General features: G+C 69.9%; 12 protein-coding genes. 8 read left to right on the top strand and 4 right to left on the bottom strand.

What is annotated here, in order from left to right:
- The first annotated feature begins 532 nt into the window (after positions 1 to 532).
- Positions 533 to 928, top strand: coding sequence for a hypothetical protein (locus tag ACIBEC_RS45880; protein WP_360503786.1), 396 nt, complete (start codon positions 533 to 535; stop codon positions 926 to 928).
- Between the two features lie 251 nt (positions 929 to 1179).
- On the opposite strand, the gene ACIBEC_RS45885 is transcribed toward ACIBEC_RS45880, so the two are convergent.
- From ACIBEC_RS45885 to ACIBEC_RS45900, 4 genes are all read right to left on the bottom strand, one after another.
- Complete coding sequence (locus tag ACIBEC_RS45885) at positions 1180 to 1509, bottom strand: S26 family signal peptidase (protein ID WP_360503783.1); 330 nt, start codon at positions 1507 to 1509, stop codon at positions 1180 to 1182.
- Between the two features lie 393 nt (positions 1510 to 1902).
- Positions 1903 to 2412, bottom strand: coding sequence for a nuclear transport factor 2 family protein (locus ACIBEC_RS45890; protein WP_396290715.1), 510 nt, complete (start codon positions 2410 to 2412; stop codon positions 1903 to 1905).
- A gap of 132 nt (positions 2413 to 2544) precedes the next feature.
- Positions 2545 to 3567 (bottom strand): hypothetical protein, encoded by a 1023-nt coding sequence (locus tag ACIBEC_RS45895; RefSeq protein ID WP_360503780.1) that lies wholly within the window; start codon positions 3565 to 3567, stop codon positions 2545 to 2547.
- 272 nt (positions 3568 to 3839) lie between these two features.
- Positions 3840 to 4328, bottom strand: a complete 489-nt coding sequence (locus tag ACIBEC_RS45900) for an ArsI/CadI family heavy metal resistance metalloenzyme (RefSeq protein WP_360503777.1) — start codon at positions 4326 to 4328, stop codon at positions 3840 to 3842.
- Between the two features lie 90 nt (positions 4329 to 4418).
- Between ACIBEC_RS45900 and ACIBEC_RS45905 the strand changes: the two genes are divergently transcribed.
- The 7 genes from ACIBEC_RS45905 (at position 4419) to ACIBEC_RS45935 (ending at position 11735) form a co-directional block, all read left to right on the top strand.
- On the top strand, positions 4419 to 4787 hold the full coding sequence (locus ACIBEC_RS45905; RefSeq protein WP_360503774.1) for a metalloregulator ArsR/SmtB family transcription factor: 369 nt from the start codon (positions 4419 to 4421) through the stop codon (positions 4785 to 4787).
- Positions 4784 to 5530 carry an MIP/aquaporin family protein gene (locus tag ACIBEC_RS45910; protein WP_360503772.1) on the top strand — a complete coding sequence of 249 codons (747 nt, stop codon included), beginning with the start codon at positions 4784 to 4786 and terminating at the stop codon, positions 5528 to 5530. Before ACIBEC_RS45905 ends, ACIBEC_RS45910 begins: the two co-directional genes overlap by 4 nt.
- Before the next feature lie 73 nt (positions 5531 to 5603).
- On the top strand, positions 5604 to 6023 hold the full coding sequence (locus ACIBEC_RS45915; protein ID WP_360503769.1) for an arsenate reductase ArsC: 420 nt from the start codon (positions 5604 to 5606) through the stop codon (positions 6021 to 6023).
- A gap of 29 nt (positions 6024 to 6052) precedes the next feature.
- Positions 6053 to 6526 (top strand): N-acetyltransferase family protein, encoded by a 474-nt coding sequence (locus ACIBEC_RS45920; RefSeq protein ID WP_360503815.1) that lies wholly within the window; start codon positions 6053 to 6055, stop codon positions 6524 to 6526.
- Positions 6527 to 8530: 2004 nt separating this feature from the next.
- Positions 8531 to 9637, top strand: coding sequence for a bifunctional DNA primase/polymerase (locus ACIBEC_RS45925; protein WP_360503766.1), 1107 nt, complete (start codon positions 8531 to 8533; stop codon positions 9635 to 9637).
- A gap of 242 nt (positions 9638 to 9879) precedes the next feature.
- The gene (locus tag ACIBEC_RS45930; RefSeq protein ID WP_360503813.1) at positions 9880 to 11334 is read left to right on the top strand and encodes a phage/plasmid primase, P4 family; all 1455 of its coding nucleotides are present in this window, start codon (positions 9880 to 9882) and stop codon (positions 11332 to 11334) included.
- Positions 11331 to 11735, top strand: coding sequence for a DUF6009 family protein (locus ACIBEC_RS45935; protein ID WP_030240262.1), 405 nt, complete (start codon positions 11331 to 11333; stop codon positions 11733 to 11735). Before ACIBEC_RS45930 ends, ACIBEC_RS45935 begins: the two co-directional genes overlap by 4 nt.
- Positions 11736 to 11893 lie beyond the last annotated feature (158 nt).

Below are 11893 nucleotides of genomic sequence, written 5' to 3' on the forward strand. Positions count from 1 at the left end.
CGCGGACAGCGGTCTCGTACATCCACCGCCCCGTGCCGGCGAGTTCCTCGCTGGGCGCCGGCCGAGGGAACGCGGCGAAGCTCGCGAGGAAGACGAGGTCGCTCGCGAGGAGACAGCCGGAAGCCCAACTCCTGCCACGCCTCGGCGTTGTCCTCGTGTTCCACCTCTTCCTGAAGCCGAGGGACTCGGTGGACATTGCGGTAAATGACGGTCTGTGCCTCGGCGTTGTGGGTGTCGATGAACGAGGCGTGCCGTGGCCGTTGGCAGCGGCCACGGAAGAGACTGGATTTTCTGCGGAAAATCCGCGTCGCACTGCCACCCACGGCGCCGCGCGCTCCCGCAGCGAGAAGGGCATCCGTTGGGACGGACGTCCCCTCGCCGATGCGGCTTGACCGGCCCGGCGACCTTGCCGGCCTGGTCCTAGTCCCGTACTTCGCAGGTCGTTGATTCGGATGGATCGTGGCTCGTGGTGGTGTCCCCGGCGTGGGCATTGAGTGGGTGTCCCCGGCGTGGGCATTGAGTGGGTGTGTCGATGACTTCCCGGTCCCCGCGGTTCCTGATGGTCGCGGACTCCAAGCTGGTGTCCCACCCGAACGTGTCCGCCTTGCTGAAGGCCGAGGTGCCGTTCATCGCGCCGGTCCCGGCCACCCAGGTCAAGGACGAGGTCTACGCCGCCCTCGACCTCCAGCAGGCGCAGGTCGTGGACTGGGTGCCACAGCGGGATGCGGGCAAGCAGCCCGCCGAGCGACCCGACAACCGCAGCGTCCGACCCACCGGCCGCATGATCCTCTACCACCTCGGCGAACTCGCCCTGCGCGTCGGCAGCATCGCCGACCGGCCGCCAGTGCGGATCACCCGCGGCGACCAACTTCACCTCCTCGAACTCCTCGGCGTCGACGTCACCCAAACCCGCTGGCCACAGACCTGAAACCGTGACCCCTGCAGTGCAGGCCCGGCCCTCGGGGCCGGCCCCGTACGATCAGATGCCGTGATCACGACCAGGGCAGCTGAAACGGTGACCCGCGAAGTACGGGCCTAGCAGTAGCCGTCCACCCTGGCGCCGGCTGGAGCGAGGTTGGGCCAGGGATGCCCTGCGTCGACCTCGCGGCCGGCCCGCCTCGTGATCTGCAAACCCGGAACTCCGGGAGTCAGCAGTCACCTGTCTTGTTCGGCGCTTGGCTACTGCTGCAGCGTCGGATCTCGGCAGGGCGGCCGATGCCCTGTTCCCTTTGCTGTTCCCCTTACTGTTCCGGGCCGGTTGTCAGGGTCGGCGGCCAGGGTCTTGTCCGCGGCACCGGCCCGGAGGACCCCGTCGACGGCGACGCAGATACCGAAGACGCGGTCGTGATGGGTCCAGCCGTTGATGCGGCCCCGGTTGTTGCTGATGTGCACTCGTTTCCTGGCCGGATCGATGGACGACACCAGATGCAGGTACACGGTTCCGGCGACACGGGCGAGGACGATGTCCCCGGGCTCGAGCCTTGACGGGTCGACCGGGGCGACGACCACCGACTGCCGACTGCGTATCAGTGGGACCATCGACGAACCGCTGGGCAGATCCCGCTGGGCCGCCCCACCGATTTCCTGCCCCGCGTCCGTGACCGGGGTTGGAGCAGCCCATCAGGAAGACCGGCCCTCAGCTCGTCGCTGTGGCAGCGGATCGCGGCAGGCTACGGTCGCCAGATGACTACACCGTCACGTACCACCAGCGGCTCGGCCTGGCGTGATTCATGGAATCGGATCCATCCCAGGTCGACGCTGCCGTCGAAGCGACGGTGACAATCGCCGGCCTTGGTGGCGAGCCAGCCGAGTAGTTCACGACGTGTCCACCACGCCATGCTCGGCATCGGCCGCCTGCACAATCTCGTCCTCACCGGTTGGGACCAGGCGGGATGTACCTGGTCAGCCCAGCTTTATCATCCCGCCCAAGGGAGTTCGGCGTGGCGACACCTTGCGATGGCTGATCCGCCAGCCGTCAGCGGTGCGCACGACGGTGTCGTCGTAGGAGACGGAACCGCAGGAGCCGTCCGCTTTGATGCCAAGCCCTTTGGAACGGACCTGCACCCGGCCATCCGCCGACGCCGTGACGACGACGTTGGTGACGTGATGTGCGACAGGGTTGGCCGCTCCCAGTGCCCATGCCGCTTCTCGGATGGCTGCCACCCCGGACAGTGGCTCCTGGCCGAAGTCGGTGAGGTCGTAGACCACATCGGCGGTGAACAACTCCTCCAACCGGTCAAGGGTTCCGTCGTCAACGAGGTGGCCGTGCAACGAGACCAGTTCGGTGATGGCCAAGCGATCTTCAAGGGCGAGCGACACACGCGTCCTCTCCGGCCGGCGCGGAATGCGCCAGACCGAGCATCGATCCGATGTCAGCACGGCACCACCACCGCGCAACGCATCCAGGCGCATCCGGCAAGAGCAGGGCCATGCACGTCGTGATCGTCTCTTACCGACGGTCAGCCTGCCACCAATTTGTCGACCTGTGCCCTGTCACCGTCAGCCGAAGCACGGCCTACGGGACAGCCCTTAGCTGGGTCTGCGCTACTGCATGATCGTGCGCGGTAGGTGGGACGGCGTGCTGACGCAGTTGTAGAACTGCAGGGTGTAGCCGCGTCCGATGGTCACCATCGTTGGTTCCCGCAGGGTCCGGTACGGATGCCCAGCCGGCTTCTCCGCGTCCTCGCCCGTCTCGATCGGACGCCAGCTGCCAGTGGCTCCGTCCCACTCGGTGCCGTCGATGGTGAGCAGCGCCTCCACCGGCCCGCCGCACTCGCCGCACTGCAGTTCGTCGGAGTCCGCCGGGTCGCGGAAGGTGAAGTTCGCCGGCCACCCACCCGCCTTCCATCCGGGAGCGACGGACAGGTCGCTTCGGTAACTCACCGACTGCTGCGCGCACCAGTGGTCCAAGCGCTCCGCCAGTTTCTCGTCAAGGTCCTGGTGGGGAGGGAACTCACGCACCGGCTCCGGGTGGAGTCGGCATGGCTCCGGCACGTGGTCACTGCACTCGACATAGGCGGGCTCAGGAGGACTGGTCAGGACTTCCCGGACCCCCGAAGCCAGCCGCCACCTCAGCTGCACGGCTTCGGAGCACCCTTCAATCTCCGCGGACGGCTCCCACAACACCTGCAGCAGGTCAGTCCCCTCCGGGAACGGCAATCCGGGCACGTCCCGGGCGTAGAGCTGCACGAGCGGAATCAGCGGCAGCGGCCCCGGAGGCAGCATCGCCGGGGCATGCTTGGCATGGATCCGGTCCACCGCTTCCTTCTCCTGCGCAGCCAGGAGGTTCTCCCGGGGCCCCCGAGGTCGGGACCATGCCTGGGTGAGCAGGGCCCGCAGCGCGCGAACGTCCGCAAGCGTCGTCATCGGCCGGTAGGGCGTGTACTCCGACCCGTACTCCGGCCAGGGCTCGTCCGCCGGCCACAGCAGCGGCCCGCCCACCGAACTGTCATGGACGGTTGGTGCACCCGGGCTTGGGTGCAGACGGGTGGCCGTCCTTGCCAGGCTGGCCAGCTCCGGAAACGCCACCTCGACATCCAGCGGCCGCGGCGGTGTCGTGCGCGTCATGTCTTCCCCTTTTCCGACGCCGGTGCCGTATCCAAGCACAGGGCACTGACAGCCTCCTCAGGAGCCTTCGCTACGACGGAGTGGCCCCCTGAAGAGGGCGGAGATGGCGGACGGATGCAGGCGGCTGCTGTTCCAGCATGAGCGCCTGAAGCTCGGCGATCCGTTCACGGAGTCCGGGAGGGCTGACAGCACGAATCCGCCGGTCTCTGGTGACCGTATGGGGCCAGGGACCAACGGGTTCGCGGGACTCCTGCCGGTGATCTGACGCCTGCTCAGCCGCCGCAGGCGCATGCTGCCGCGGCGGTGGCCGGCTCGGCGGTGGCCGGCTCGGCATCCTGTCTGCTGCTGGTGCAGCAGGCGTGGCCGCCGGCGGTGGCGCTCTTGCCGAGGGTGCCGGCGTCGGCTTTAACGACGTAGACCTCCCAGGGCTCCTTGCCGGGGCCGTGCACCCAGGTCTTGTCCTGGAGGGCGTAGCAGCAGGACGTGTCGTTCTCCTCGAAGGTGGCCAGGCCGGCGTCCTGCAGTCGGGCGGTGGCGGCGGTGACCTGCTCGGTGTTCTCGACCTCGATGCCGAGGTGGTCCAGGCGGGTGTCCTCGCCGGCCTCGCCCTCGATGAGGACGAGCTTGAGCGGGGGCTCGGTGATGGCGAAGTTGGCGTAGCCGGGGCGGCGCTTGGCCGGCTTGGTGCCGAACAGTTTGGAGTAGAAGGCGATGGAGCCTTCGAGGTCGGCGACGCGCAGGGCGAGCTGAACGCGGGACATGGGCGGTTCTCCCCGATCCGGGTCCTTGATTCGACAGTTATCGATATGGATGACGTTGCCACTGGATTAGATGACTGTCAACATAGACGCATGTCGAATCTGGAACTGCCGGTGCTCGGCCAGGACGATGCGGCCGCGTGCTGCTCGCCGATGGTCCGCGAGCCGCTGGGCGAAGAAGCCGCTGTTGATCTGGCCAGGATGTTCAAGGCCCTCTCCGACCCGGTGCGGCTGCGGCTGCTGTCGCTGATCGCCTCGCACGAGGGCGGCGAGGCCTGCGTCTGCGACCTGACCGGCCCGTTCGACGTGTCCCAGCCGACGATCTCCCACCACCTGAAGGTGCTGCGTGAGGCCGGGCTGGTCGGTTCCGAGCGCCGGGGGACCTGGGTCTACTACTGGGTGCTGCCCGCAGCCCTGGCCCGCCTCTCCTCGCTCCTCGAGGCTCCGGCAGGCGCGAGATGACCGAGCTCGCCCCGCTGGGCCGCCGGACGGCCGTCGAGTTCGTCGGGACCGGCGCGCTGGTCGCGATCGTGGTCGGATCCGGCATCCAGGCCACCAAACTGTCCCAGGACGTCGGCGTGCAGCTACTGGCCAACTCCCTCGCGACCGTGTTCGGCCTCGGCGTACTGATCGCCCTGCTCGGCCCGGTCTCCGGCGCCCACTTCAACCCTGTGGTCACCCTGGCCGCCTGGTGGACCGGCCGCCGCAGCGGGGAAGGGCCCGGCCTGCGCGAGGTCGCGGCCTACGCCCTGGCCCAGGTCTCCGGCGCGATCGGCGGGGCGGTGCTCGCGAACGCGATGTTCGCCGAGCCGCTCGTGCACTGGTCGACCCATGCCCGGTGGGCACCGCACCTGTGGCTGGGTGAGGTCGTGGCGACTGCCGGTCTGGTCCTGCTGATCTTCGGCCTGGCCCGGGCCGGTCGCGCGCACTTCGCGCCGGTCGCGGTCGCCGCGTTCATCGGCTCGGCGTACTGGTTCACGTCCTCGACCAGCTTCGCCAACCCGGCGGTGACGATCGGCCGGGCCTTCACCGACACCTTCGCCGGGATCGCCCCCGCCTCGGTGCTGCCGTTCATCGCCGCCCAGCTGGTCGGCCTGGTGGCCGGCATCGCACTGGTCGCGCTGCTGTTCGGCCGCCCGACCCCGGCCGCCGAGGACGTCGTCGTCCCGCATGGCGACCATCACCCGGCCGCCTCCGGCCGCTGAGCACCGCCCGCCCCGCTGTTCCCGACGTTCCGACATCCCCGCTGTTCCCGACGTTCCCGATCAAGGACATCCTGTGAGTGATCCCGCCGTCCCCTCCGTGCTGTTCGTCTGCGTCCACAACGCCGGCCGCTCCCAGATGGCCGCCGCCTTCCTCACCCGCCTCGGCGGCGAGCGGGTCGAGGTCCGCTCGGCCGGCTCCGCCCCCGCCGGGACCGTGAACCCGGCCGTGGTCGAGGCCCTGCGCGAGGTCGGCATCGACATCTCCGCCGAGACTCCGAAGATCCTCACCACCGAGGCGGTGCAGGCCTCCGACGTGGTGATCACCATGGGCTGCGGCGACGCCTGCCCGTACTTCCCCGGCAAGAAGTACCTGGACTGGAAGCTGGAGGATCCGGCCGGCCAGGGCGTCGAGGCCGTCCGCCCGATCCGCGACGAGATCGAGCGCCGCATCCGCGGCCTGCTCAGCGACCTCGGCATCCAGGCCCAGCCGTGACGGCCGCCGGGCCGGTGCGGATCACCGGCATGCTGCCCGAGCACGCCGACCAGGTCCTGGCGATCTACCAGCTCGGCATCGACGGCGGCGACGCGACGTTCGAGACCACCGCCCCCACCTGGGAGGCGTTCGACAGCGCCCGCCTGCCCGACCACCGCCTGGTCGCCCTCGACCAGGACGGCCGGGTACTCGGCTGGGCGGCGGTCGCGCCGGTCTCCGACCGATGCGCGTATGCCGGCGTGGTCGAGCACTCCGTCTATGTCCATTCCGACGCCCGCGGCCGAGGCGTCGGCGCCGCCCTCCTTCAGGCACTGATCGCCTCGACCGAGCAGGCGGGGATCTGGACCCTCCAATCCGGGATCTTCCCGGAGAACACCGCCAGCCTCGTCCTGCACGCCAAGGTCGGGTTCCGGGTCATCGGGACCCGCGAGCGACTCGGCCGACACCACGGCCTCTGGCGCGACGTCGTCCTCGTCGAGCGCCGCAGCGCGATCGTGCGCTGATCGCTGCAGTCCGACCACGAGCCGACCGGGTCGGGGCCGATGTTGGCGGCGCAAGCGGGATGCGCGCGGGATACGCGGGTGCGCGAGGTGCGCGTCGCCAACGGGGCCTGGCAAACGGGCGTCGACCAGGTGCCAGCCGACTGCCAGCCAGGGGCCGACCGTGGGTCAGGGTGTGGGTGCGGCGGCTTCGGGGCGTCGACGGTGCCGGACAGACGTCAGGAGTAGAGCGACGTCCCATGCTGTCTCGCACGCTGCCACCGTTCGACCACTTCTCCCGGCCCGCACCGGGCGAAGCCGCAGCCCGCACGGGCTGCCTTTGGGGTGCCGGAACAGCCGGGTGAGGCCGCCGGTGTCGCCGCCCGTGCACCGGATTTTCGGCGGAAAATCCGAGCGCCTCCCCGAGACAGGGAGTGGGCTTACAGGATTCGGGCATCCGCCTGCGGTCACCGCTCCCCCGGTCTGTCAGCCCGCTGTCGGTACCGCCCGGCTGTGGTGCCAAGCTCTGATCAGGAGCCGAGCAGAGGGGACACGAGGTAGGCCCGGGTCGCATGGATGCAGTAGGCGTTCAGCCCTGGGCCGTGTAAATGCAGCTCTGGCTGATCGTGGCCACCAAGGTAGGTGGTGACCTCCCCGGGCTGCAGTGGGGTGCTCGTGCCCAGACGTGGGGTACCCGCGCTGAATGTGCCGTCCTCGGCGTCGCCCCCGGAAGCCGACCACACCCAGACGGGATCCTGCTCGCGGGCTTCCCGGACCAAGGGAAGGTGTCGGTGCGGGGCAGTAAGCCGTCACACCGTCGCTCTCCTGGGGGTCACCGAGTCCAGGAGCGCTGGACAGCTCCCGTTTCGATCGCCCGTCGTCAGCACCACCACGCCCAGCGTGACGCCCATCCGCAAAGCCCTTACCACCGAGGAAAGCGTTTTGCCGTCGCCCCGGTCGGTCGGGAAGACGATCCATGCCCAGCAGATCCGCGTGAACAACGACTGTGGAACGGAAAGGTCACGCCTGTCCTTGGGCGGGCTTCGGTCGCTCTCCGGATGCCAGCGACCGAGAGCGACCGAGAGCGACCGAAGGGCAACGGATCCGGGCTCACTGAGTTCGGTCGCTTCTTTCCTCGGCACGGTGAGGGGCACGTTTCCCCGGGTCAGACGCCTAGGGCCGCTGCGCGGCCTGTCCCCCTGCAGGGCAAGCGCTCCTGCAGGGGGACAGCAGTCCAATCCCGGGGCAGAGTCGCTTCGGTCGCTGCCGGCGTCAGGTGCCCGGGGCCGAGACGGTGGAAGCCTGGCGCCACGAGCGTTCCAGCCGATCTCCCCGCCCGGCTTGGGGAGCTACCGAAGCGACTCAAGCGACTCAAGGAAGGGACTTCTCCGCGCAGCAAGCGCGGGAGGGTCGAGAGGACTCCACGACAGGGCTCCGCCACTCCCCCATTGACCGGGAGCTACCGAAGCGACTCAAGCGACCGAACTCCGGACCTTCAGGCAGTCCTGACACGCGCGACACGCCGAGCGACCGGGCGAGAGAGACTCGGTAGCTACGGTCGCTGGGCTTCAGTCGCTGGACAAAATCCCAGGTCAGAGGCGTTGTGCCCACCCCAGAAGCGACTGAAGCGACTCAAGGTTGGGTATATGAAGACATTCCCGTGTGCGTGTGCGCGTTATAGACCCGAGCTACAGTCGCTTCAGTCGCTGTTTGGTTTGAAAATCGGCTTTGACCTGCGAAAACGTCGGCGGACCGAAAACAGCGACCAAAGCGACTCGGTCGCTGCCCCAGGGTTCGGTCGCTGAGTTTCCGCGTAAGGTCCGCCACTCCGGGTGCGTACGTCCTCGCTCCGATAGTCTGTGTGAGCTATCTTCTGGACTTCGGTCGCTTCAGTCGCTGATCCGGCGTTTGCCAGTGCCCTGACCTGGCTTTTTGCCCTCAGCTACTGAACGAGCGACCGAAAGTCGGGCAGCTACCGAGCGACTGAAGCAGCTGAAGCAGCTACTGAACCAAGGGGGAGGGACCAGCGTGACGGCGCCGCAGGCCGTGGGGAGCGACCGAACGGGCCGCCAGCCGGATGCGCTGGCCGTTGCCCGGTGGTGCGCTTCCCAGGGCTGGCCGGTCCATCCGCTGGCTCCGGGGCGCAAAACGCCGCCCGCCAACTGTCAGCCTTGCCAGGAATCCCCGCACTCTCCCGCCGAGTGCGCCTGTTCCCGGTTCGGTCGCTGGTGCCACGGCTTCCATGCCGCCACCCTCGACCAGGACGTCATCACCGCCTGGTGGCAGACCAACCCCGACTTCGGCATCGGTGTCGCCTGTGGCCCTGCGGGCCTGGTCGTCATCGACGTCGACAGTCACCCCGGTGCCGTGCCTGCCCGGGACCGGATCCTGCCGGGGATCCCGATCCACGAGCACGTCGACCTGGAGGGCCTGGAGAACGGCTACCACACGCTTGCGCTGCTCGCGGCCCTCCGTCGCTCCCCCGCCCCCGCCGAGGACACGTCCACGCTGCGTGTGCGCACGCCCTCCGGCGGCCTGCACATCTGGTACCTGGATGACGCCAACCACCGCTTCACCTGCTCCACCGGCTCCTCCACCGGGCGGGCCCTGGCCTGGCAGGTCGACGTCCGTGCCCACGGCGGCTACATCGTCGCTCCCGGCACCACGACGAGCGCCGGCACCTACACGGTCCTGCCCGGAGCCAGAACCCCCGCCCCGCTCCCCCGGTGGCTCGGCGAAGAACTCGTCCGCACCGGGCACCTCAAGGACAAGCAGGAGCCCAAGCCGGCGGCCGTCCCGGCCCCCGTACCCGACCGTGCCCGCCAGGCCGTCGTGGCCGCCGGCGGCGGTAAGCGCGGAGCCGAACGCGTCCTCGACACCGTTCTGCAGGACGTCACCGACTGCGCCACCACCCCCGAGGGCGCAGGCTTCACCGGCAAGCTCAACCGCGCCGCCTACACCGTCGGAGGCCTCGTCTCCGCCGGGCACCTGACGCACACCACCGCCGAGCGGCTCCTCCTCGACGCCGCCCGCACCGCCCGTCCCACCCAGGACCGGCAAAGCTCCGCCGTCATCCGTTCCGGCCTCGCCGCCGGCGCCCGGCAGCCCCTGCACATCGGGAAGGCCCGCGGATGACCGACAGCACCCGCAAGAGGACGGTCTTCGACCCCGTGGCCGCAGCCCAGCAGATCCTGGAGTACCCGCCGGTCCCCGGCCCCTCGCAGGCCCCCTGGCACGGCGCCGCCGTCCAGGAGAGTCTCCTGGACGCCCCCGCCGACGTCTCCCAGGCGCCCGCCCAGCCGACCCAGCCCTTCCACACCGCACACACCGCACAGAGCGCAGTGGTAGCCCAGCCCGTCCAGCCCACCGAGGCCCTCATGGGCCCCCAAGCGGGCTCCCAGACGGGCTCCCAGACGGGCCCCCAGGCGGGACCGCAGGCGAGTGCCCACGGCCTGCTGCCCGACTCGCTCTCCGACCGCGGCAACGCCAAGCTCTTCGTCCACCTCTACGGGCGCGACTACCGTCACGTCCCCGGCATCGGCTGGTACCGCTGGTCCACCCACCGCTGGCAGCTCGACGAGGACGACACCGTCCTGTGGGCCGCCGGTGAGATGGCGGAGAGCGTCGCAACCCACGACCCGCGCGGCGTCTACACCAACACCGACCTGCGCCGGCACCGCCGCCGCGCCCTGTCCACCTCCGGCATGAACGCCATGCTCGCCCAGGCCAAGTCCGCCCCCGGCATGGTCCTCAACGCCGCCCTCCTCGACGCCGACGCCTACGCCCTGTGCACCCCCGGCGGCGTGGTCGACCTGCGCACCGGCGCCATCGCGCCGCCCGACCCGCAGGTCCACCACCACTCCCGCTCCACCACCCTCGCCCCCGCCCGGATGCCCACCCCGCGCTGGAACCGCTTCCTCACCGACACCTTCGGCGACGACCAGGAAGGCCGCCAGACCCGCGACTTCCTCCACCTGCTGCTCGGCTACTCCATCAGCGGCGACGTCGGCGCCCAGGTCATGCCTTTCCTCTACGGCCAGGGCAAGAACGGCAAGTCCGTCCTCCTCGACGTCATGATCCAGCTCCTCGGCGACTACGCGGACGCGGCCCCGCCCGGCTTCCTCATGGCCAAGACCTTCGACGGCCACCCCACCGACCTCGCCGAGCTCCACGGCCGCCGCATCATCGTCTGCTCCGAGCTCAAGCCCGGCGACCGCTTCGACGAGGCCCGGGTCAAGCTCCTCACCGGCGGCGACAAGATCAAGGCCCGCCGGATGCGCCAGGACTTCTTCTCCTTCGAGCCCACCCACAAGCTCTGGCTGCTCGGCAACCACCGCCCCGAGGTCGGTACCGGCGGCTTCGCCTTCTGGCGGCGCATGCGCCTGATCCCGTTCGAACGGGTCGTCCCCGAGGAACGCAAGATCGACAACCTGGCGCACGTCCTCGTCGCCGAGGAGGGCCCCGGCATCCTCGCCTGGCTCATCGACGGCGCCCGCCGCTACTTCGCCGGTGAGAAGGACCTCGCCGGCCCCCAACGCGTCCAGGTCGCCACCACCGCCTACGCGGAGACCGAGGACCACGTCGGCCGCTTCCTCAAGGAGGCGTGCGTCACCGGCGAGGGCATGCGCGCCGAACAATCCCAGCTCTTCGGCGCCTACACCCGTTGGTGCGGGTTCGAGGGCGCCAATCCCGTATCCGGGCGTGCCTTCGCCGCACGAGTCCGCGAGACACTGGGTATGACCTCTCCCAAGGAGATGGTCCTGTCCAACAGCCGCAAGTACTACCCGGGCATCGGCCTGATCACCGACGACACAGAGGAGCAGAACGCGTGAGCGCGCTGATCGACCCGGCCGAGCTCGCCCACGAAACCGACCTCGTCTGGCTGGAGGACACCTCCGACCTCGACTACGTCCGTCAGTCGCTGGACCGCCTCACGACCCGCCGCGGCCGCCCCGCCTACCACCGCGACGGCCGCATGGTCGGTTACGCCATCCTCGGCCCCGACGCGAAGTCCTCCCGCGCCTCCGGCACCTTCCGCCGGCGCGTCTTCTGGCTCCTCCCCCACGACCGCGACCAGGACCCGGACGGCCTGTACTCCACCGGCGCCCCCTCCGAGGCCGTTGACCCGCGTACCGTCGCCCCGGGCGTCAAGGGCTACAAGACCGAGCGCTCCGAGGGCGGCCCGGCCTCCCCGGCGATGCTCGAGTTGGGGATAACGCTTCCGAAGGCCTGAGTCCTGCCGAGCGGCGGTGGGGGGGGGGGGGGGGGTTGGGGGGCCCCCCCCCCCCCCGGGGGGCGCCGCGCCCCCCCCGCGGGGGGGCCCGGGCACCAGGGGGGGCCCCGGGCGGGCCCCGCGGCGCTGCACGCTACCCCGCGGCTGGGGGAGAGGGC

Origin of the sequence: Kitasatospora sp. NPDC051164, from assembly GCF_044455625.1 — a bacterium.
In the GTDB taxonomy this organism is placed as follows: Bacteria; Actinomycetota; Actinomycetes; order Streptomycetales; family Streptomycetaceae; genus Kitasatospora.